16 protein-coding genes and 1 pseudogene are annotated in these 21,396 nt (G+C 69.6%); 13 read left to right on the top strand and 4 right to left on the bottom strand.

The features are described from left to right. Positions 1-10 precede the first annotated feature (10 nt). The 5 genes from ACI2LP_RS01190 to ACI2LP_RS01170 are packed head-to-tail and all read left to right on the top strand — an operon-like array spanning position 11 to position 8,041. The gene (locus ACI2LP_RS01190) at positions 11-1,969 is read left to right on the top strand and encodes a glycosyl hydrolase family 28 protein (RefSeq protein WP_404722441.1); all 1,959 of its coding nucleotides are present in this window, start codon (positions 11-13) and stop codon (positions 1,967-1,969) included. Beyond that, a complete protein-coding gene (locus ACI2LP_RS01185; RefSeq protein ID WP_404722440.1) occupies positions 1,966-4,143 on the top strand; it encodes a discoidin domain-containing protein in 2,178 nt (725 codons plus the stop codon). Before ACI2LP_RS01190 ends, ACI2LP_RS01185 begins: the two co-directional genes overlap by 4 nt. Continuing rightward, complete coding sequence (locus tag ACI2LP_RS01180) at positions 4,140-5,867, top strand: carbohydrate-binding protein (RefSeq protein WP_404722439.1); 1,728 nt, start codon at positions 4,140-4,142, stop codon at positions 5,865-5,867. The genes ACI2LP_RS01185 and ACI2LP_RS01180 overlap by 4 nt, the downstream gene beginning before the upstream one ends. 5 nt (positions 5,868-5,872) lie before the next feature. Then, entirely contained in the window at positions 5,873-6,895 is a 1,023-nt protein-coding gene (locus ACI2LP_RS01175) for a chitinase (RefSeq protein WP_404722438.1), read from the top strand. A 54-nt stretch (positions 6,896-6,949) separates the two neighbouring features. Continuing rightward, a complete protein-coding gene (locus ACI2LP_RS01170) occupies positions 6,950-8,041 on the top strand; it encodes a PQQ-dependent sugar dehydrogenase (protein ID WP_404722437.1) in 1,092 nt (363 codons plus the stop codon). Between the two features lie 77 nt (positions 8,042-8,118). On the opposite strand, the gene ACI2LP_RS01165 is transcribed toward ACI2LP_RS01170, so the two are convergent. After that, positions 8,119-9,918 carry an AMP-dependent synthetase/ligase gene (locus tag ACI2LP_RS01165; protein ID WP_404722436.1) on the bottom strand — a complete coding sequence of 600 codons (1,800 nt, stop codon included), beginning with the start codon at positions 9,916-9,918 and terminating at the stop codon, positions 8,119-8,121. Between the two features lie 232 nt (positions 9,919-10,150). Beyond that, entirely contained in the window at positions 10,151-11,650 is a 1,500-nt protein-coding gene (locus ACI2LP_RS01160; RefSeq protein ID WP_404723031.1) for an MFS transporter, read from the bottom strand. Positions 11,651-11,766: 116 nt separating this feature from the next. On the opposite strand from ACI2LP_RS01160, the gene ACI2LP_RS01155 reads away from it, so the two are divergent. Beyond that, positions 11,767-12,744 carry an Lrp/AsnC family transcriptional regulator gene (locus tag ACI2LP_RS01155; RefSeq protein WP_404722435.1) on the top strand — a complete coding sequence of 326 codons (978 nt, stop codon included), beginning with the start codon at positions 11,767-11,769 and terminating at the stop codon, positions 12,742-12,744. Between the two features lie 79 nt (positions 12,745-12,823). Then, positions 12,824-13,510 (top strand): hypothetical protein, encoded by a 687-nt coding sequence (locus ACI2LP_RS01150; RefSeq protein WP_404722434.1) that lies wholly within the window; start codon positions 12,824-12,826, stop codon positions 13,508-13,510. On the opposite strand, the gene ACI2LP_RS01145 is transcribed toward ACI2LP_RS01150, so the two are convergent. Beyond that, positions 13,497-14,399, bottom strand: a complete 903-nt coding sequence (locus tag ACI2LP_RS01145) for a LysR substrate-binding domain-containing protein (protein ID WP_404722433.1) — start codon at positions 14,397-14,399, stop codon at positions 13,497-13,499. The genes ACI2LP_RS01150 and ACI2LP_RS01145 overlap by 14 nt on opposite strands. A gap of 125 nt (positions 14,400-14,524) precedes the next feature. Between ACI2LP_RS01145 and ACI2LP_RS01140 the strand changes: the two genes are divergently transcribed. From ACI2LP_RS01140 to ACI2LP_RS01115, 6 genes and pseudogenes are all read left to right on the top strand, one after another. Then, positions 14,525-15,652 (top strand): bile acid:sodium symporter family protein, encoded by a 1,128-nt coding sequence (locus ACI2LP_RS01140; protein ID WP_404722432.1) that lies wholly within the window; start codon positions 14,525-14,527, stop codon positions 15,650-15,652. Beyond that, entirely contained in the window at positions 15,649-16,068 is a 420-nt protein-coding gene (locus ACI2LP_RS01135) for a (2Fe-2S) ferredoxin domain-containing protein (protein WP_404722431.1), read from the top strand. Before ACI2LP_RS01140 ends, ACI2LP_RS01135 begins: the two co-directional genes overlap by 4 nt. Positions 16,069-16,190: 122 nt before the next feature. Then, positions 16,191-16,565, top strand: coding sequence for a hypothetical protein (locus tag ACI2LP_RS01130; protein WP_404722430.1), 375 nt, complete (start codon positions 16,191-16,193; stop codon positions 16,563-16,565). Positions 16,566-16,619: 54 nt separating this feature from the next. After that, the gene (locus tag ACI2LP_RS01125; RefSeq protein ID WP_404722429.1) at positions 16,620-17,984 is read left to right on the top strand and encodes a PP2C family protein-serine/threonine phosphatase; all 1,365 of its coding nucleotides are present in this window, start codon (positions 16,620-16,622) and stop codon (positions 17,982-17,984) included. 381 nt (positions 17,985-18,365) lie between these two features. Further along, positions 18,366-18,587 (top strand): annotated as a pseudogene (locus ACI2LP_RS01120) (Tat pathway signal sequence domain protein); the annotation flags it as partial. Between the two features lie 29 nt (positions 18,588-18,616). Then, positions 18,617-20,290, top strand: a complete 1,674-nt coding sequence (locus ACI2LP_RS01115; RefSeq protein ID WP_404722428.1) for a PHP domain-containing protein — start codon at positions 18,617-18,619, stop codon at positions 20,288-20,290. A 24-nt stretch (positions 20,291-20,314) separates the two neighbouring features. On the opposite strand, the gene fdhD is transcribed toward ACI2LP_RS01115, so the two are convergent. Continuing rightward, positions 20,315-21,154, bottom strand: coding sequence for a formate dehydrogenase accessory sulfurtransferase FdhD (gene fdhD, locus ACI2LP_RS01110; RefSeq protein WP_404723030.1), 840 nt, complete (start codon positions 21,152-21,154; stop codon positions 20,315-20,317). Positions 21,155-21,396 lie beyond the last annotated feature (242 nt).

Raw genomic sequence — 21,396 nt, 5'->3', positions numbered from 1 at the left:
GGAGGACGACGTGAAGAACTTAACGAGAACTGCCGCCACCGCCTTGCTCGGCTTCCTGGTCGCGCTGGGAATCGCGCAGCCGCCGGCCGGGGCCGAGCCGCCGCCCGGACCACCCCCACTCGCGGCCTCCGCGGCGGCAGCGGAACCCGCACCCGCTGCCGCCGAGTTCAACGTCCGCGACTACGGCGCCGTCGGCAACGGCTCCACCAACGACACCGCCGCCATCAACAAGGCCATCACGGCCGCCAACACCGTGGGCGGCGGAATCGTCCGCTTCCCCTCGGGGACGTACGAGTCCAAGAACACCATCAAGATGAAGAGCAATGTCACCCTGCAGCTCGACGCGGGGTCGACCATCAGCGGCAACGGCGCGGACACCTATGACCCGCCCGAGTCGAACCAGTGGGACAACTACCAGGACTACGGCCACAGTCACTTCCACAACGCCATGATCTACGGCGACAACCTCAGCAACATCGGCTTCACCGGCTCGGGCGTCATCGACGGCGACGGCGCGCTCATCACCGGAAACCCCAAGTCCGGCGAGGCCGACAAGATCATCTCGCTGACGCGCTGCAAGAACCTCACCCTCAGCGGTATCACGCTGCGCGAGGGCGGCCACTTCGCCGCGCTCCTCAACAACTGCGACAACGTCGTCTCCGACCGCCTCACCATCGACACGGCGATGGACCGCGACGGCTGGAACATCATCTCCACCACCAACGTCAAGATCACCAATGCCCATCTCGAGGCCAACGACGACGCGCTCGCCTTCAAGAGCGACTACGCGCTCGGCGCCAAGCTCAACAACGGGCATGTCACCGTCTCCGACTCCTACCTCTCCGCCGGCTGCTGCAACGCGCTGATGTTCGGCTCCGAGACCTGTGGCGACTTCACCGACTACCGCTTCGAGCGGATCACCATCAAGGGCTCGGACAAGTCCGGCCTCGGTCTGGTCTCCATGGACGGCGCCAAGATCTCGGACGTCCACTACAAGGACATCACCATGACCGACGTCCGCTCGCCGATCATGCAGAAGGTCGGTACGAGAAAACGGTGCGGGAACAATCCCGGCGTCGGTTCCATCAGCAACATCACGTACACCAACATCAAGGCGACCGGCACCACCCCGTCCTTCTCGCCGACCGTCTGGGGCGAGTCCGGCAGCGGCCGCATCCACGACATCACCTTCAACAACGTCGACATCACCGTGCCCGGCGGCAACGGCACCATGTCCACCAACCCGCCGAGCAACGACCCGAGGGACTACAACCCCAAGGCGATCGGCACCCGTCCCGCCTACGGCTGGTACATCCGAAACGCCGACAACGTCCGCTTCGCCGACAGCGAGGTGCGGTTCGCGGCCAACGACGGCCGGCCCGCTGTCATCGCCAACAACAGCACCGGTATCCGCTTCGACCGCTTCACCGCGCAGCCCGGCAGCAACAGCCCATCGGATCTCCTCTTCCAGACGGTGAACGGCTACTGCGTGGCCGGCAGCGCCAATACGAGCGGCGGCGCGCTGCGGATCAGCCAGACCGGCTCCAGCCAGGACTGTGACGGCGGCGGCCCAGGCCCCTCGCCCACCCGGTACGAGGCCGAGAACGCCACGTACTCCACCGGCTCGAACGTCGACTCGGACCACACCGGCTATTCCGGCGCGGGCTTCGTCAACACTCCCAATGCGGTGGGCGCGTATGTGGAGTGGACCGTGAACGCCACCGAGGCGGGCACCGCCGGCCTGTCCCTCGCGTACGCCAACGGCACCACCACCGCACGCCCGATGGACATCACCGTCAACGGCGTCACCGTCGCCGCGGGCTCCCCCTTCGCCGGCACCGGCGCCTGGACCACCTGGCGCACCGTCACCGTGCCCGCCGCCCTGAAGGCGGGGTCGAACATCGTCCGCGCCATCGCCACCACCGCGAACGGCGCACCCAACATCGACTATCTGGACGGCCCCGCATGACCACACGCCTCTGGGCGCGTCTGGCACTGGTGGGCGCGCTGCTCCTGGGCGCGCTCACCCTGCCGGGACCCGCCCGTGCCGATCTCCAGCACCCGCGCCAGGACTTCCTGCGCGCCTCCGTCGGCGGTCTGTTCCTGCACTGGGGGCAGCGGACCGCACCGTCGCACAACAGCTGCAGCCAGTGGGAGACCGATGTCACCGGTGGCGGCTGGACACCCGACTACTGGGTCCAGGAGGCGCAGAAGCTGCACACCCAGTACCTGGTGCTCGCAACCTTCCACAGCCGCCTGGGCTACGCACGCCCCTGGCCGTCCAAGATCCCCGGAAGCTGCAGTACGAAGCGTGACTTCCTCGGTGAGCTGATCACGGCAGCCAAGGCCAAGGGACTCAAGACGATCCTGTACATGACCGACGACCCCCAGTGGCACAACGAGGGCGGGCATGAGTGGCTCGACTCGGCGGCGTACTCGAAGTACAAGGGCCGCAGCGTCGATCTGACCGGCCGGGACGGCTTCGGGGAGTTCAGCTACGACAACTTCTTCGAGGTCATGGACCGCTATCCGGACCTCGGCGGCTTCTGGATCGACAACGACAACGCGTACTGGGAGAGCCACAACCTCTACGCGCAGGTGTACCAGAAGCGCCCGGGTTACACGATCAGCAACAACAACGAAGACACGCCGATCATGGACATGATCAGCAACGAGCAGAAGACGGGGATGAGCCCGTCGTACGACTACCCCCAGGCGGTCTACACGGCGGCGCCCCGGCTGATCGAGGCCGACTTCAAGCTCCCCTCCACCGGATCGTGGTGGTACACCGGCTCCGATCCCTCCGTCGACCGCAAACTCACCCTCGGCCGGCTCATCACCAACGTCGGCTCCTCGGTGAAGGCGCTGATGGCCGAGACCGCCATGGTCAACGGCAAACTCCCCGCCAACCAGGTTGCGTTCAACAACTTCGCCAAGGGCTATCTCGACGCCATCGGGGAATCGCTGGGCGCCACCGAGGGCGGCGGCTATCTGCACGGGGGCCTCGCGCCCGGGTTCTGGAACGACGGCGCGCACGGAGTCACCACCGTCAGCAAGGCCGACCCGGACAAGCACTACATCCATGTGCTGACCCCGCCCTCCACCCCCACCCTGCGGCTGCGGGACAACGGCTACCGGGTGACGGGGGTGACCAACCTCCGCACCGGCGCGCCCATCGCCCACACCCAGAACGGCGGAACTCTCAGCCTCACCGGGCTCGGCGGCTGGGATGCGTACGACACCGTCTTCAAGGTCACGACGGCCGGACGCGAAGGCATCATCCCCGCCTCCTCGTACACGATGAGCGCCAGTGCATCGGTGAGCGGACACGGCGCCGAGGCCGCCGCGGACGGCGACTACCGCACCTACTGGGACAGCAACAAGACCACCCCCGTCTCGCTCCGATTCGACCTGGGGTCGGCGAGGCGGGTGCAGTATCTCGGCATCAACCAGCGTGAGGACTCGGTGAGTTACGCACGCTCGGACACCGAACAGTCCGCCCGGATCAGGGACTACCGGGTGTACGTCAGCAGCGACGGCACCAACTGGGGGAGCCCCGTCAAGACCGGCACCCTGCCGAGCCGCCGCGGCGTCGCCGTCATCGACATCCCCGCGACCACCACCCGCCATGTGCGCCTTGAGGTCGTCAACACCCATGCCGCATCGAGCGATTCGACCCGGTACAAGCGGCTGCGGATCGACGAGGCATGGATCGGCAGCGCGTACGCGGCGGGCGGCGGCAGCACCCCGGCGCCGCAGCGCTACGAGGCCGAGGACGCCGTCTACTCCGCCGGTGCCACGGTCGACTCGGACCACACCGGCTTCACCGGGACCGGCTTCGTCAACACGCCCAACGCGGCCGGGTCCTCTGTGGAGTGGACGGTCCCGTCGGCGACCGCCCGCCATGCCTCGATCGCGATCAGATACGCCAACGGCGCCGCCGCGGGCCGTCCGCTGGACGTCGTGGTGAACGGCACGGTTGTGTCCGCGAACCGGGCCTTCGACGGCACCGGCGCGTGGACCACCTGGGCAGATTCGACCCTCACCGTCCCGCTCGCTGCCGGGGCCAACTCCGTACGCGTCACCGCCACCAGCGCGAACGGCGCACCCAACCTCGACCACCTCGACGTGGAGGCGCCATGAGATTTCTGAGAGCAACGCTGGTGGCGGCGCTCGCGCTGCCGCTCGCCGCGGCCGGACTGACCGCGGCCCCGCCGCCCGCCGCCGCATCGGACAACGGCCTGTCCCTGCGGCCCGCGATGGGCTGGTCCAGCTGGAGCTTCGTACGCCGCTGGCCCACCGAGGCCAAGCTGAAGACCCAGACCGACGCCCTGGTCAGCAGCGGCCTCAAGGACCACGGCTACGTCTACATCAACCTCGACGACTTCTACCAGAAGTGCGACTCCAACGGCTTCACGGTCGACCAGTACGGACGCTGGGCCGTGGACGAGGCGAAATTCCCCTCCGGCATCAAGGCGCTGGCCGACCATATCCACTCCAAGGGGCTGAAGTTCGGCTTCTACGTCACCCCCGGCATCGCCAAGAACGCCGTCACCAGGAACACACCCATCGAAGGCACCTCGTACCACGCGAAGGACATCGCCGACACGTCCAAGCTGGAGAAGAACTACAACTGCAAGAACATGTACTACATCGACTACAGCAAGCCCGGCTCCCAGGAATTCGTGAACTCCTGGGCCCGCCAGTTCGCTTCCTGGGGAGTCGACTACCTGAAGATCGACGGCGTCGGCAGCCATGACATCCCCGACGTCCGCGCCTGGGACAAGGCCCTGCGCGCATCGGGCCGTCCCATCAACTACGGCCTGTCCAACAACCTCGCCATCGCCGACGCACCCACCTGGCGGCAGCTCGCCAACAGCTGGCGCACCCAGGGCGATGTCGAGTGCTACTGCGGCCCCGGGCCCAACGGCAGCGGCTTCCCCCTCACCACGTGGGACAAGGTGACCTCCCGCTTCGCCTCGGCCGCGAACTGGCAGCAGTACGCGGGACCGGGCGGCTGGAACGACCTCGACTCGCTGGAGATCGGCAACGGCGACCAGGTGGGCCTGAGCGCCGACCAGCGGCGCTCGCACATGACGCTGTGGGCGATGGCCGCCTCCCCGCTGCTGCTCGGCACCGACCTCACCGCGCTCAACGCGACCGACAAGGCGATGCTGACCAACGACCGGCTGATCGCGGTCAACCAGGACGGCGTCGCGGCGAAACGCATCGTCAACTCCAGTCCCAGGCAGGTCTGGAGCAAGCGCGAGGCAGGCGGCGACTACATCGTCGCGCTCTTCAACACCGGGACCTCGGGCAACCAGACCGTCAGCGTGAACTGGTCGCAGGTCGGCTTCTCCGGGGCCGCCGCCGTCACCGACCTCTGGTCGGGCCAGAGCAGCCCAGTGGTGAGCGGCTCCTACAGCGCGACGCTGCGTCCGGGGGAGACCCGGCTGATCCGCGCCACGCCGCAGTCGGGCACCGGCGCCCGGTACGAGGCCGAGAACGCCTCGTACAGCGCGGGGTCGACCGTCGACAGCGACCACGGCGGCTTCAGCGGCAGCGGCTTCGTGAACACGCCCAATGCGGCCGGGGCGTATGTGGAGTGGACGGTCGAGTCGGCCACCGCCCGGGATGCCGCACTGATCTTCCGGTACGCCAACGGCACCGCCGCGGGCCGCCCGATGGATGTGTCCGTCAACGGCGCCGTCGTCTCGGCGGGCCGCGCCTTCGACGGCACCGGCGCCTGGACCACCTGGGCCGACGCCACCCTCACCGTCCCGCTCAGGGCGGGTTCGAACACCGTACGCGTCACCGCCACCACGGCGAACGGCGCACCCAACCTCGACTACCTCGACAGGGGATGACCGACGTGCGACCCCCCACCACACGGCTCCGTAACTCCGTGATCGGCGCCTGCGCCATCGGACTGCTCAGCTCACTGGCGCCGGCGGCCCTCCCCGCCGCCGGCGCCACGCCCCAGACGCCGGCCGCGGCACCCAAGGCATCCGGCGCGCTGGCCGCCGCTCCGTACGAATACCTCGGCTGGGGCAGCCCCCAGAAGCCGACCGACGTCATGGCCGCCACCGGCGTCAAGTGGTTCACACTCGCCTTCATCCTCTCCGACGGCGGCTGCAACCCGAAGTGGGACGGCAGCCGCGCCCTCAAGGGCGGCTCCGACGAGTCGGCCATCAAGTCCATCCGCGCGGCCGGCGGCGACATCGTCGTCTCCGTCGGCGGCTGGAGCGGCGCGAAGCTCGGCGAGAAGTGTTCCAGCGCGACCGCGCTCGCCGGGGCCTACCAGAAAGTGATCGACGCCTACCGGCTCAAAGCCTTCGACATCGACATCGAGAACACCGAGTTCGGGAACGCGACCGTGCGGCAGCGGGTGGTCGACGCGCTGAAGATCGTCGAGCAGAAGAACCCGGGCATCGTCACGTACATCACCATGGGCACCACGCCCAGCGGCCCGGACGCCATCGGCAAGGATCTGATCAAGCGCGGGGCCAAGGCGGGTCTGGCCGCCGACGCCTGGGTGGTCATGCCCTTCGACTTCGGCGGGCACAGCGGCACCATGGGCCAGGCCTCGGTCAGCGCCCTGGAAGGCCTCAAGAACGCGGTCAAGAGCGCGTACGCATACAGCGACTCCGTCGCCTACCGGCACATCGGGGTCTCGTCGATGAACGGCAAGACGGACGAGGCCGGGGAGACCGTCACGCTGAACGACTTCAAGACGATCCTCACCTACGCCCAGCAGCACCACATCGCGCGCTACGCCTTCTGGTCCGTCAACCGCGACCGCAGCTGCGGCTCGGGCGGCGCCGGGGACGCGTGCAGCGGTGTCTCCCAGTCCCCCTACGCCTACACCAAGGTCGTCGCCCAGTACGGGGGCTGACACCCCGTCGGTGGCATACCTTCCTCACCCCCCATCCCCCCACGGAGGAAACACATGCGACGCAGGAACTTGGCCGGCACGGCGGCGGTGGCGGGCACGGTGGCGCTCGTCGCCGGGCTCGTCCAGTCGGCGAACGCCACCGAACCGAATCAGACCGGCGCGGCGGGCTCGCCGACCGGCATCACCACGATCTCCACCGGCTGGACGATCCCCTGGGGCGCCTCCTGGCTGCCCGACGGCTCCAGCGCCCTGGTCACCGAGCGCAACTCGTTCAAGGTCTTCAAGGTGACACCGTCCGGCACGCGCACCGAGGTCGGCTCCGTCCCCAACTCCCAGACCACCGGCGGCGAAGGCGGGCTGATGGGCCTCGCCGTGGACCCCGGCTGGGCGTCGAACCACTATGTGTACTTCATGCACACCTCGTCCGACGGCAACCGCATCGCGCGGATGACGTACGACGGAAAGCCCCTCAGCGGCTACAAGGCGCTGCTCCAGGGGATCAAGAAGAACAAGTACCACAACGGCGGACGGCTGGCCTTCGGCCCCGACGGCTATCTGTACGCCACCACGGGCGACGCCCAGAACGGGGCCGACGCACAGGACAGGAACTCCCTCAACGGCAAGATCCTGCGCCTGACGAAGGACGGCAAGCCGGCGCCCGGCAACCCGTTCAGCAACTACGTCTTCAGCCTGGGCCACCGCAATCCGCAGGGCATAGCCTTCGACGCCCAGGGCCGGCTGTGGGAGGCCGAGCTCGGCCAGAGCTCCAAGGACGAGCTCAACCTCATCAAGGCGGGCAAGAACTACGGCTGGCCGACCTGCGAGGGCAGTTGTTCCGTCTCCGGGATGACGAACCCCAAGAAGACCTGGGGCGTGGCGGAGGCCTCGCCGAGCGGTATCGCCATCGTCGACGGCGCGGTCTACATGGCGGCGCTGCGGGGCGAGCGGCTGTGGCAGATCCCGATCAACGCGGACAACGAGAACGTGGGCACGGCGAAGGCGTACTACGTCGGCACGTACGGGCGGCTGCGCTCGGTCACGAAGGTGCCCGGGGCGAACCAGCTCTGGCTCTCGACGACGAACGCGGACGGGAACGGGGGTGAGCCGGCCGGATCCGACAAGATCTTCCGGGTGACGATCGGTTAGCCGCTACTGGGGGACTGCTGCCCGGCGCGGAACTCACTGCCCGCGCCGGGCAGTTCGCGATGTCCAGGAATGTCGTGTCAGCCGTAGAGTGCGTCCACCTCGACCGCGTACGCCGCCTCGATCGCCTTCCGCTTGAGCTTCAGCGAAGGCGTGAGCAGCCCGTGTTCCTCGCTGAAGGGATGGGCCAGGATCCGGAAGGTACGGATCGACTCGGCCTTGGACACCAGGGTGTTGGCGGCCACCACGGCCCGGCGGATCTCCAACTCCAGCTCCGGGTCCCGCACCATCTCGGCCGGTGGCAGCGGCGGCTTGTTCTGCATGGCCAGCCAGTGCTCGACGGCCTCCTGGTCCACGGTGACCAGGGCCGCGATGTACGGACGGTCGTTGCCGACGACGATGCACTGCGCCACCAGGGGATGATGGCGCACCCGCTCCTCGAGGCCCACGGGCGAGACACTCTTGCCGCCCGACGTCACCAGGATCTCCTTCTTCCGCCCGGTGATGGTCAGATACCCGTCCTCGTCGAGCGCGCCGAGATCCCCGGTGGCCAGCCAGCCGTCGTGCAGCACGGCGTCGGTGGACTTGGGGTCCCCGAGGTACCCGGCGAAGATATGGCCGCCGTGCAGCCACACCTCGCCGTCCTCCGCGATGTGCACCGTGGTGCCCGGGATCGGCTGGCCGACCGTGCCGTACCGCGTGCGCTCGGGCGGGTTGGCCGTCGCCGCCGCGGTGGACTCGGTGAGTCCGTACCCCTCGAAGACCGTGACGCCCGCGCCCTCGAAGAAGAGGCCGAGCCGCCGGTCCATGCCGGAGCCGCCGGACATCGCGTGCCGCACGCGGCCGCCCATCGCGTCACGGACCTTTCCGTACACCAGCTTCTCGAAGATCTGGTGCTGCACCCGCAGTCCCGCGGAGGGGCCGGGACCGAGCCCGAAGGCGCGGTGTTCCAGTGCCTCCGCGTACCTCACCGCGACCTCGACGGCCTTGTCGAAGGGGCCCGCTTTCCCGTCGGCCTCGGCCTTGCGGCGGGCGGCGTTGAAGACCTTCTCGAAGATGTACGGGACGGCCAGGATGAACGTCGGCCGGAATGACGCGAGGTCGGGCAGCAGCGCGCTCGCCTGCAGTACCGGCTGATGGCCGAGCTTGACCCGGCCGCGGATCGCCGCCACCTCGACCATCCGGCCGAAGACGTGCGAAAGAGGCAGAAACAGCAGGGTGGCGGCCTCGTCGCCCGGCTTGGAGTGGAACACCGGCTCCCAGCGGGCGATCATCGTGTCGGCCTCGAACATGAAGTTGGCGTGTGTGATCACACAGCCCTTGGGGCGGCCGGTGGTGCCCGAGGTGTAGATGATGGTGGCGATCGAGTCGGGGGTGACCGCCCGCCGGTGCCGGTGCACCACCTCGTCGTCGATGTGCTCGCCCGCCTGGAAGAGCTCGGCGACCGCCCCGGTGTCCAGCTGCCACAGCCGCTTCAGCTGAGGCAGCCGGTCCACCACCGAGCCGATGGTCATCGCGTGGTCCTCGTGCTCCACCATGCACGCCGTGACCTCGGAGTCGTACAGCATCCAGAAGACCTGCTCGGCCGACGAGGTGGGGTAGATGGGGACGGACTGCGCGCCGACCGCCCAGATCGCGAAGTCGAAGAGGGTCCACTCGTAGCGCGTGGGGCACATCAGCGCGACGCGGTCCCCGAACCGCACACCGTGCGCGATCAGCCCCTTGGCCAGCGCCAGCACCTCGTCGCGGAACTGCGCGGAGGTCATGTCCTGCCAGAGTCCCGCCGTGTCCTTGCGGCCGAGCGCGACCCGGTCCGGATCGTCGTCGGCATGGTCGAAGACCGCGTCCGCAAGTCCGCCGACCTGAGGCGCTGCGTCCATGGGTGGGACAGTGAACTCGCGCAATGGCCTGCTCCTCGTGGCGCTCCCCGCACAGCGCCGTGACGCTACCCCACCGGGCCGCCGGGCGGGAGAGCCTTCCAGAACTGTGGACGAATGGCATCAGTACAGGTCAGGTACGGATAGCCGGTCACGGGGAGGGAGGTTCGGGCGGGCTTCTGACCGCAGAGTAAGTAAGCCGCGCCCGAATCTCCACCAAATCTGTACGGTGCGATCACCCTCGCTCTACGGCTACTGGCGGATTGGTCCGTACCTGTGCTTCCGGCGCGGCCGGGGCCCGCACCCACACCAGTACCGCGAGGCCGGCCAGCAGCCCGGCGATCCCTGCCGCCACCGCCGCGGTGTTCAGCCCCGACGCGAAGGCGGTCCGCAGCACTGTCTCGGCCGTCGTGGCACGCAGGGCCGTGGCGCCGCCGCCCGCGAGGGTGTGCGCCGCGCCCGCGGCCCCGTCGACGCCGGCGCCGTCGAGCGACGTCGTCATCCGGGCGGCGGCGATCGTACCGAAGACCGCGACGCCGAGTGCATAGCCGAGCTGGCGGAACGTATTGACCGCGCCGCCCGCCATGCCCGCGTTCCGCTGGGGTACGGAGGACAGCGCCGCACCCGCGAGCGCGGGCGAGACCAGACCGACACCGATGCCCGCGACGGCGAGCCCGGCAGTCAGGGCGGCCCACCCCGAATCGGCGTCCAGCACGCCCTGCGCCACCGTGCCGCCGCCGATCAGCAGCAGCCCGCCGCCGATCACCCACCGGTGCGGCGCACCGTGCAGCAGCCGGCCCGAGGCCGCGGCCGCCACGAACGCCGTTGCGGCGAGCGGCAACAGCGCAAGCCCGGCCCGCACCGGGCTCATCCCGAGCAGCGTCTGCAGCCAGATCGAGGTGTACGGCAGCACCCCGAAGGCGGCCGCGTTGTAGGCCAGGCCCGCGGCCATCACGGCCAGGAACGAGGGCCGCGCGAACAGCGACAGATCGATCAGCGGATCGGCCACCCGGCGCTCCACCACGACGAAGGCGGCAAGACCGGCGGCCGCGACGGCGAACCACACACCGGTGCGGGCCGACGCCCAGCCGGCCTCCCCGGCCCGTACCACCGCGTAGGTCGCCGCCCCGGCGAACAGCGCGAACGACGCCGTCCCCGCCCAGTCGACGCGCCGCGAGCCCCGCTCGGAGGGCCGCACCGCGCGCAGCGTCATCCAGATCGCCGCCACGCTCACCGGCAGATTGATGAAGAAGATCCACCGCCAGTCCAGGCTCTGGGTGAGCACGCCGCCGAGCACCGGGCCGAGCGCCGCCGCCGCTCCGCTGACCGCGCCCCACACCCCGAGCGCAACGGACCGCTCCCGCCCCTGGTACTCGGCGGCGAGCAGCGACAGCGTGGTGGCGAACATCGCGGCGGCGCCGAGCCCCTGCACGCCGCGCATCGCGATCAGCGCCGCGGGACCCGACGCAAGGCCGCAGCCCAGCGACGCCGCCGCGAACAGCGCTATGCCCGCCACATACATCCGGCGGCTTCCCAGCACATCGGCGGCCGCCCCCGCGCCGAGCAGCAGCGCTGCCAGCACCAGCGCATAGATGTCGATCACCCACTGCAGATCGGTGAGCGAGGCGTCCAGCGCACCCGCCATGTCCGGCAGCGCGACGATCACCACCGTCACGTCCAGCAGCAGCATGAAAGTCCCCAGACAGACCGCGGTCAGCGGCCTCCACTTGCCCATGACGTCCTCCGTCGGCATCGGTGTTCCTACCTGCCGTACGATCCGAGAACCAGCCCGCGATCCCGCAGTCGATCGTGGACCGGCGCCGGAATCCGACACCGAAGGGCGGTTCAGCGGTGGAATCGCACGCACCGGACACGCTGGACCGGCAGCTGCTGCTGGCCCTGGACATCGACGGACGCGCCCCGTTCAGCCGGGTCGCCGCCGTACTAGGCGTCTCCGACCAGACGGTCGCCCGGCGCTTCCGGCGGCTACGAGCGGACGTCGGCGTACGCGTCGTCGGCGTACGCGACGTCGAACGCCTCGGCCAGGAGCGGTGGATGCTGCGACTGCGCTGCACCCCCGACGCGGCGTTCGCCATCGCCCGCGCTCTCGCACGCCGTCCCGACACGGCCTGGATCGGTCTCGCTTCGGGCGGTACGGAGGTGGTCGGCATGATCCGGATGCGGACCCGTGGCGAGCACGACGAACTGCTCCTCGGCAAGCTTCCGCGCACCCCGAGCATCGTCGAGATCCGCGCCCATCAACTGCTGCACGGCTTCTACGGCGGGCCGGCCGGCTGGCTGGGCAAACAGGGCGCGCTCACTCCCGAACAGGCCGAAGCGCTGCGGCCGGTGTTCGAGGAGCCGTCGGCCAGCGGCGTCACGCGCATCACCGAGGACGACGAACCGCTCGTCGCCGCCCTCGAAGCGGACGGCCGGGCGTCGTTCGCCGAGCTCCAGAAGGCCACCGGCCGCTCGGAGTCCGCCGTACGCCGCAGGCTCGACCAACTCCTGCGCTCCGGCGCGCTCTTCATCGATGTGCAGTTCGACTCCGACGCCTTCGGCTACGGCACCCGCGCCCTGCTGTGGATCACCGCGGCGCCCTCGGCCCTCGAAGCGGTCGGCCGCGCGCTTGCAACCCATCCCGAGGTGGCCTTCGCCGCCGCGACGGCCGGGCACTGCAATCTGGTCGCGGTGATCGTCTGCCGTGACACGGCATCCGTCTACCGCTATCTGAACGAGAGCCTCGGCCGGCTTGCGGGCGTACAGCATGTGGAGTGCGCGCCGGTGCTGCGGACGGTCAAGCAGCTGAGGTACGAGGAGCGCCGCTGAAGCCGGTTTGCCGTGGACATGATGATCACTCTAGAGTCGCGGCCGTCCAAGGTCGTTCACTCGGGGGATCGTCACATCCATGCGTACAAAACCGCTGTTCACTGCCGCCGCTGCCCTGTTCGTGCTCACCGCCTGCGGAAGCGGCGGCGGCATGACGCCGCAGGACGCAGTGAACGGCGCCGGTGCGGGCACCGGCCAGTCGCAGGGCGACAATCCGGCGGACCCGAAGGAAGGCACCCTCGAGAACCCCACCAAGAACGGCGGTGTCAACGGCTCCGCGCCGGACGGCGCCACCGGCTTCGACGGTCTGCCGGTCGCGGGCAGCATGAAGGCCGCTTTCGACTATGTCGCCACGTACTCCCGCTGCAAGGATCTCGGAACCCGCCCCGACGACGAGCGCTTCTACAGCGGGGACAGCGAAAAGGACGCCGGCTGGGGCGTGACGGAGCGGGGTGTGTGCAGCACGGGCCACCGGGAGGAGTGGACCCGGATCTTCATGGTGAGCGACATGAAGAAGTTCCAGGGGGCCTACAAGGCCGATCTGTACAAGCAGTTCAAGGATGACCCGGAGGCCGGACTGAACGGCGGCTTCGCCATCGGTCAGGACTTCGCGGTCGTGGCGGTCGGCGACGACGAGGTCCGCGGACTCGGCCAGTCGCAGCTGCTCATCCTCAACTGCAACCCGAGTTTCGCCGTTCCGAGCGGCTACAAGAAGGAGAAGGCGCTGGTGGAGGGCTGCGTACTCACGGACTTCACCGGCGACTGACCGGCAGCCGCGGCCCGGCCGGGCGGTGCAGCCGGTCGCCGCCCGCGAGGATCGACGCGGCCAGCGCATCCGCCGCCTCCTGTGCGCCGTGCTGCGCGCCCGCTCGGCGGTTGTGCAGCAGTACGAAGTCCACATCGCCCAGTTCGGGCAGGCCGGCGCGGGCGGGGACCGGGACCAGGCCCGGCGGGATGAGACCGCGGGTGTGGGCCATCACGCCGAGACCTGCCTGTGCAGCCGCGATCAGGCCGCTCAGGCTGGTGCTCGTACAGGCGATGTGCCAAGGGCGGCCGTGCGCCTCAAGCACCTCCAGGGCACGGGCGCGCGTGATGCCGGGCGGTGGGAAGACGATCAGCGGCACCGGGCGGTCCGGGTCGAGCCGCAGCTGCGGAGCGCCGATCCAGGTCAGGGTGTCCTGCCAGACGAGCTCGCCGAGGGTGTCACCGGTGCGCCGCTTGGCGAGCACCAGATCGAGACGGCCCGCCTCGAGGCGCTTGTGCAGCGTGCCGGAGAGCTCGACGGTGAGCTCCAGATCGACCTCAGGGTGATCGCGGCGGAACGACTGAAGGATCTCCGGGAGCCGGGTCAGCACGAAGTCCTCGGAGACCCCGAAGCGCAGCCGCCCGCGCAGCCGTGTCCCCGCGAAGAACGCGGACGCGCGTTCGTGCGCCTGCAGGATCGTACGGGCGAAGCCGAGCATCGCCTCGCCGTCCTCGGTGAGCTCCACGCTGTGCGTGTCCCGCGCGAACAGCTGCCGCCCGGTCGCGTCCTCGAGCCGCCGCACATGCTGGCTCACCGTCGACTGCCGCAGTCCGAGGCGGCGCGCCGCCTGGGTGAAGCTCAGGGTCTGCGCGACGGCGAGGAAGGTGCGGAGCTGGGCCGGGTCGTACACCCTTCGAGCTTAGCTCGCTATCGCGAATCGTGATGACAGTCAGAGCGGTGTCCGGGATTCCCGATCGGCCCGGCCAGGGGGAGCATGGAGAAGGACACCACCCGTACCGAGAGCAAAGTGGGCACATGAGCCGCCGCACGCCGCAGTTGCCGTCCTGGCTGCCGGCAGATCCGTACATCATGGCGCTGCTGGGGACGGTGGGCCTCGCGGCACTGATCCCGGCGTCTGGTGCGGCGGCCGATGTGGTGGGCGGAGCGTCGACCGGGGCGGTGGCGCTGCTCTTCTTCCTGTACGGCGCGCGCCTGTCGACGCGCGAGGCGCTGGACGGTCTGCGGCACTGGCGGCTCCATCTGACGGTGCTGGCCGCGACGTTCCTGGCCTTCCCGCTACTGGGCCTCGCGGCGCGGGTCCTTGAGCCCCAGGTGCTCACTCCGCAGCTGTACAGCGGGCTGCTGTTCCTCTGCCTCGTCCCGTCGACGATCCAGTCCTCGATCGCCTTCACCTCGATCGCGCGCGGCAATGTGCCGGCGGCGATCTGCGCGGGTTCCTTCTCCAGCCTCGCCGGCATTGTGCTCACCCCACTGCTGGCGGCGCTCCTGCTGGGCGGGAGCGCGGGCGGCTTCTCGACGGACTCGCTGATCAGGATCGTCCTGCAACTGCTGGTGCCGTTCCTGGCGGGGCAGCTGCTGAGGCGCTGGGTCGGCGGGTTCCTGACGCGTCGGAAGAGGGCGCTCGGGTATGTCGACCGGGCGTCGATCCTGCTGGTCGTCTACACGGCCTTCAGCGAGGGCATGGTCGCGGGCGTCTGGCACCAGGTGACTCCAGTGCGGCTGGTGGCGCTGCTGGGGGTGGAGGCGGTGCTGCTGGCCGCGATGCTTCTGCTTACGTGGTACGGGGCGAAGCGGCTGGGGTTCGCGCGGGCGGACCGGATTGCGATCCAGTTCGCGGGGTCGAAGAAGAGCTTGGCGGCGGGGTTGCCGATGGCGACTGTGCTGTTCGGGGCGCAGGCGGCGGCGGCTGTGCTGCCGTTGATGCTTTTTCATCAGATGCAGTTGATGGTGTGTGTGGTGCTGGCGAAGCGGAGGTCGCGGGATGCGGGGGCGATGGCTTTCCCCGGGGACGGGGGAGGCCATCGACTCGTGGATCACGGCCAGTTCGGGCAGGAACCCCCGCCGAACGTGATCAATTCGTCGCCCTGCTGGGGCGCATCGCCGACCCCGACGCGCCCTGCGACTGACAAGATCGCCGGGTGACGACGTACGCCATACGCCCCTTCGGGCCCCGCCCCTGCACCCTGGTCGTATGCCGCGGCTGCTGCTGCGGTGACGCCCGCAAGAACCCCGGCACCGACCACGAGGGCCAGCTCGCCAGGCTGCGCGAGGCCGCCGCGGACTCCGACGGGCGCCTCGCGGTGCGTACGAGCGACTGCCTCGGCCCCTGCGGCCAGGCGAATGTGATCGTGGTCCAGCCCTCCACGGAGGGCCGCCGTCGAGGAGCTCGCGCGGCCTGGATCGGCTGGGCGCTGGACGACGACGCGACGGACGACATCCTGGCCTGGGTGCGGTCGGGCGGCCCGGGCCTTGCGGAACTCCCGGCCACGCTCGAACTCCAGACGATCCCGGCCCCGGCGGAAACCCGGCGCCGCGCCCGCAGCTCGCGCCGGGGCTGACGTGGCATCGACCCGCATCGCCGGCCGGGCACAGATGTGCTGCCGGTCAGAAGCCGTCGGCCCGCACTGTGGCCGGGGTTCCGGCCCCGTCCAGCGGTCGGCGCAGAGTAGAATCGGTACTCATGTCGAAGCCTGATGATCTGCTCGTCGACGTCGCCGCCATGGTGGAGTCGGAGCAAACCAATCAGATGTCCCTGACCGTGGTTGTCCCCGGTGCCGTCATCACCGGACGGCTGGCTCCTGAGGCCATGTGGAGGGCGCGGGTGGCTGAGGTCCTCAAGGATTCGGACCGGCTCGGCCCGTTCGCCGCAATTTTTGTGACCGCCGTGGCGGGCGCCTCCGCCCAGCAGGGCGACCGACCCTCACATCTGCACTTTCATGTCGCGAGGATCCTCCAGGGCAGTCTCGGGATTCCGGAGACCGGCGGGATGTACCGCATCGCCATCAAGGACGTGAGCGCCTGGACCGTAGGGGACTTCAGTTACTCCGACCACTGAGCAGGTCGCCCTCGACTGCGGCCGGACCGGCAGACGCGGAAGAGGTGCATGTGCATGGGGTCGAAGTCGCACAGTCACGATGAGCCGGCCGAGGCCGTCCATGAGGTGGACCGGGCAGTACAGCACGCCCTGGACCGGCTGACGTTGCTGACCAACGCCTCTGAGGCGCTGGCCGGCACCCTCGACATCGGCGAGGGACTGCGACGCCTGTGCCGCACGCTGGTGCCGGGTCTCGCCGACTGGTGCGCGGTGGATCTGTTCGACGAACACGGCCGCCTGCACCGACGGGTGATCGAGCACCGTGAGTCGGATCTGCTGTCACCCGGCCTGTACGAGGGTGAGCTGCCACCCGTGTCCGAGGAGTCGGCCGCGTCGGTGGCCCGCGCGCTGCGGGGCGCCGGCCCACTGCTCGTCACGAAATTCACCGCACCCGCAGGCGCACCCGATCCACTGCACGCCAGGGAGCTGGAACTCTTCGACCACCTGGGAGCCGAGACGGTGGTGATCGCGCCGCTGCGGGCCCGCCGCCAGGTAGTGGGCGCCCTGACACTGGCACGCACAGCGGCTACCGGTGCGCTGGACGAGGGCAGTCTTCCGCTGGCGGAGGACCTGGCACACCGCGTCGCGCTCGCCGTCGAGAACGCACGTCTGCACGGCGAGGTCCAGCGTACGGGGGAGCGCATCCAACGCTCCCTGCTGCCCGATCTGCCCACCGACGGATACCTCGAGCTCGCCGCCCGCTACCAGCCCGCCCTGGCCACCTCCCAGGTCGGCGGAGACTGGTACGACTCGTTCGTGCTGCCCGGCGGTGCCATGACCCTCATCATCGGAGACGTCGCCGGCCACGACCTGCAGGCCACCGTGACCATGAGCCACATGCGGAACATGTTGCGCGGCATCGCCAGCGACCGCAAAGAGCCACCGGGCAAGATCCTGGGCCGGCTGGACGCAGCTATCAGCATTCTCTACCCGCACCAGACCCTGACCTGCATCTACGCACTGGTGGTGAAGCCCGACGAGCATCAGCGGTGGAGTATGCAATACGCCGCCGCCGGCCATCCCGCGCCGCTGTTGATCACCGCGGAAGGCGACACGCGATTCCTGACGGAGGGCCGCAGCATGCTGCTGGGGGTGAATTCCACCCAACTACGTCCTGACGCCACCGAAGTTCTGCCGTCGAACTCCACCGTCCTGTTCTATACCGACGGCCTCATCGAACGGCGCACCGAAATCCTCGACCGCGGCGCCGCCCGGCTGCGCCAGCACGCCGCCGCCCTCGCCCAGGAACCCCTGGAGTCCTTCTGCGACGAGCTGCTCACCGGCCTCGCACAGGCCAGCAGCGACGATGTGGCACTCATCGCCGTCCGTATCCCCGCGCGCCACGAAAGCCCCGAGTCGGCCACCGCCACCGCCGACTGAGGTCAGCAGGTCGGCGCCCGGCGCGGGAGCCGCCCGGCCCGTCGGCCGACCGAATCCAGCCACTCGCATTCACGAACTCTTCGCCCAGCCGTCGTCGTTCCGGCGCCGCTGCCGACCACGGCCCCTCGCTACCGTGCACTCGATCACCCCGTCGATCGTCCCGCGGAGAGTCCATGTGCAGTCCGCTCCACCAGCCCGACGGCCCGCTGTCGGCCGGCCCCACCGCCAGTCGTCGCACCGTCCTGCGTGTGGCCGGGCTCACCGGCGCCGCGACCGCTGCCGCGGGACTTGGGCTTGCCGCCGCCACCCCCGCCGTCGCCCTGTCTCATCGGAACACCGCTGACAACGTTGCCAGTTGGCGTCCCGACCTCGACAGCCCCGGCCGTCGTCAACGACGGACAGCACACCACCATGTACGTCGACGGCTGCCCGGTCGCCCGTAACCCCGCCACGCGTACCACCGGACTCGCCACCCTCGGCCTGCCCTGGCTGCTCGGCGGCTACGAATACGGCGGCACCCTCGACCAGCTGATGCACGGCTGGCTCGGCGACATCCGGATCGTCGAACGTGCCCTGCCCGCCCCCGACTTCATGAACGCCTGACCGCTCAGCCAGCCAAGGAGAAGGACACCGTGCACAGAAACGATCAGCCCCTGCCGCGCTGGGCCGACCCCGCAATACCCGCCGACTCACTCGACCCGCAGGGACTCTCCCGGCGCGGACTGCTGCGCAGCGCGGGCCTGTTCGGCGCCGCCTTCGCGACCGGGAGCCTGCTCGCGCCCACCGCGGCCGAGGCGCACACCCCGGCCCTGGGCGACCCCGCCCTCTCCTATCTCGTCGGCGACCACCATGTGCACTCGGTCTACAGTCATGACGCGAAGTACACCTTCTCCCAGCTCGCGGGCGCGGCATCCCAGTACGGCCTGGACTGGATGGTCCTCACCGAGCACAGCAACATCGGCCACCACAAGGCGGGCGGCGCCCGGGCCGAGCACGAGGAGATCCTCAGGGCCCGGGCCGAGAACCGGCGCATGCTGATCTTCCAGGGCCTGGAGTGGTACATCCCCGGCGCCGAGCACTGCACCGTCTTCTCACCGCCCGGCCGCCACGAGGTCGAACTGCTCACCCGCTTCGAGCAGGAGTACGACGGCAAACTCCTCGGCTACACCGCGGGCGCACCCGGCCACCCGGACACCGCGCGCAACGAGGCCCACGCCGTCAAGGCGCTCAAGTGGCTGGAGGAGCAGCGTCGTTGCGGCTATGTCGATGACGTGCTGGTCCTCGCCAACCACCCGCTGCGCCTGGGCATCGACTCCCCGCACGAGATGCGCGGCTGGCGGGACGCCGCTCCCGGCATCATGATCGGCATGGAGGGCGCGCCCGGCGCCCAGGCGGGTGCCTTCCCCGGCTGGGCCGGACCGAACAGCATCCGCGGCGAGTATGTGAACAAGCCGTCCGAGAACTCCTGGCCCGGCTACCCGGCGGCGGCCTATGTGACGTACGGCGGCTTCGACTGGGCGACCGCGACGGTCGGCGGGCTGTGGGACTCGATGCTTGCCGAGGGCCGGCTGTTCTCCATCACCTCCAACTCCGACGTGCACCGCGTCGCGTACGACACCTGGAAGAACGGCGACTGGCTGCCCGGTCAGAACTTCGACAACACCGGCCGGCTGCCCGACCCGGTCAACACCACCCAGCCGCAGCCCGGCGGGGACTTCTGGCCCGGCCAGTTCAGCCGTACGCATGTCGGCGTGACCCGCTACGGCTACCGGCATGTGATGGCGGGCCTGCGGGCGGGCCGGGTCTGGGTCGACCACGGTCAGCTCATCGAGGGCATCGACGTACGGGTGAACCGGGAGCACGGCATCGGCCGCGGTGTGACGCTGGGCGGTCGGCTGCGCGTACGACGCGGCGAGAAGATCGTCCTCAATGTCACCCTGACCACGGCCTCACGCCCGAATCACCACGGTGAGGTACCGCGACTGGCGCACCTCGATGTGATCCGCGGCGCGGTCTGCGGCCCGGTCGCCGACCGCGACGAGTGGCGGGCACCCGATACCCGCGTCGTGCACACCGCCGACGTCGAGGGCCGCACCGGCCGTTACACGCTGCGCATCCCGGTGGGGAGGGCCGAGGAGTCCTTCTATCTGCGGCTGCGCGGCAGCGACGGCAAGCGCAATGGGTCCGGTTTCCTGGGCGCGGCGATCGACCCGCACGGTCCGATTCCGCATGAGCCGGGCAACGGCGACCCGTGGCTGGACACCTGGTGCTACACCAACCCGGTCTTCGTGGACGTGGTCCGCTGACGTATCCCGTGCGGCGGACACGCCTCAGACCTCGGTGCTCAGGGCGATGCGCCGGTCGCCCGCGTACACGTTCATATTGGCGCCGCGCAGAAAGCCGACCAGGGTCAGACCGGTCTCGGCGGCCAGGTCGACGGCGAGCGAGGAGGGCGCGGAGACCGAGGCAAGCACCGGGATGCCGGCCATCACCGCTTTCTGCGCCAGCTCGAACGAGGCCCGTCCCGAGACCAGCAGGATCACCCGGGCCAGCGGCAGCCGGTCGTCCTGGAGGGCCCGGCCGATCAGCTTGTCGACCGCGTTGTGGCGGCCGACGTCCTCCCGGATGTTGAGCAGTTCGCCCTCCTCGGAGAACAGCGCGGCCGCGTGCAGCCCCCCGGTCCGATCGAAGACCCGCTGTGCCGCCCGCAGCCGGTCGGGGAGGCCGGAGAGCAGCGCGGGCTCGACACGGACCGGGGGAGTGTCGGCGATCGGGAAGCGGGCGGTGGTGCGTACGGCGTCGAGGCTCGCCTTGCCGCACAGACCGCAGGAGGAGGTGGTGTAGACGTTGCGTTCGAGGGTGATGTCGGGGACGGGCACGCCGGGCGCGAGCTGGACGTCCACCACGTTGTAGGTGTTCGTGCCGTCGTCCTTGGCCCCGGCGCAGTACACGATGTTGCGTACGTCGGCCGCGGAGCCGAGCACGCCCTCGCTGACCAGGAAGCCCGCCGCGAGCGCGAAGTCGTCGCCGGGGGTGCGCATGGTGATGGCGAGCGGCTTGCCGTTGAGGCGGATCTCCAGCGGCTCCTCGGCCACGAGGGTGTCCGGGCGGGACGTGACAGCGCCGTCCCTGATGCGGATGGTGCGGCGGCGCTCGGTGACCCGTCCCATGGTGATCAATTCCGATTCTGTACGTGCTGGAAGCCGAAGCGATCCTTGACGATGTCATTCTCCGGCACAGACGGACACACCCCGCGGCCCCTGGTGATGAGGGAAGCTGCGGGAAAAGCGTCGACAGAATATTGTCTACAGTATCCTCCATGGGTGTCAGGTGTTCGTCACACCCTTCGGGAAGCTCCAAATTCAGCACCCCGAATCCTGTGGGATCACATGCCGCCGTACCGGGTGGTAGC

This window comes from Streptomyces sp. NPDC019890 (assembly GCF_044903445.1).
Taxonomy (GTDB): Bacteria; Actinomycetota; Actinomycetes; order Streptomycetales; family Streptomycetaceae; genus Streptomyces.
The sequence above is the reverse complement of the archived record's forward strand: the minus strand, read 5'-3'. Positions and strand labels throughout refer to the sequence as shown.

Bases quoted from the DNA above. Each gene is read 5' to 3' on its own strand.
- ACI2LP_RS01180 (WP_404722439.1), top strand. From the start codon at position 4,140: ATGAGATTTCTGAGAGCAACGCTGGTGGCGGCGCTCGCGCTGCCGCTC.
- ACI2LP_RS01185 (WP_404722440.1), top strand. From the start codon at position 1,966: ATGACCACACGCCTCTGGGCGCGTCTGGCACTGGTGGGCGCGCTGCTC.
- ACI2LP_RS01130 (WP_404722430.1), top strand. From the start codon at position 16,191: ATGTCGAAGCCTGATGATCTGCTCGTCGACGTCGCCGCCATGGTGGAG.
- ACI2LP_RS01150 (WP_404722434.1), top strand. From the start codon at position 12,824: ATGCGTACAAAACCGCTGTTCACTGCCGCCGCTGCCCTGTTCGTGCTC.
- ACI2LP_RS01125 (WP_404722429.1), top strand. From the start codon at position 16,620: ATGGGGTCGAAGTCGCACAGTCACGATGAGCCGGCCGAGGCCGTCCAT.
- ACI2LP_RS01165 (WP_404722436.1), bottom strand. From the start codon at position 9,918: ATGGACGCAGCGCCTCAGGTCGGCGGACTTGCGGACGCGGTCTTCGAC.
- ACI2LP_RS01160 (WP_404723031.1), bottom strand. From the start codon at position 11,650: ATGGGCAAGTGGAGGCCGCTGACCGCGGTCTGTCTGGGGACTTTCATG.
- ACI2LP_RS01170 (WP_404722437.1), top strand. From the start codon at position 6,950: ATGCGACGCAGGAACTTGGCCGGCACGGCGGCGGTGGCGGGCACGGTG.
- ACI2LP_RS01140 (WP_404722432.1), top strand. From the start codon at position 14,525: ATGAGCCGCCGCACGCCGCAGTTGCCGTCCTGGCTGCCGGCAGATCCG.
- fdhD (WP_404723030.1), bottom strand. From the start codon at position 21,154: ATGGGACGGGTCACCGAGCGCCGCCGCACCATCCGCATCAGGGACGGC.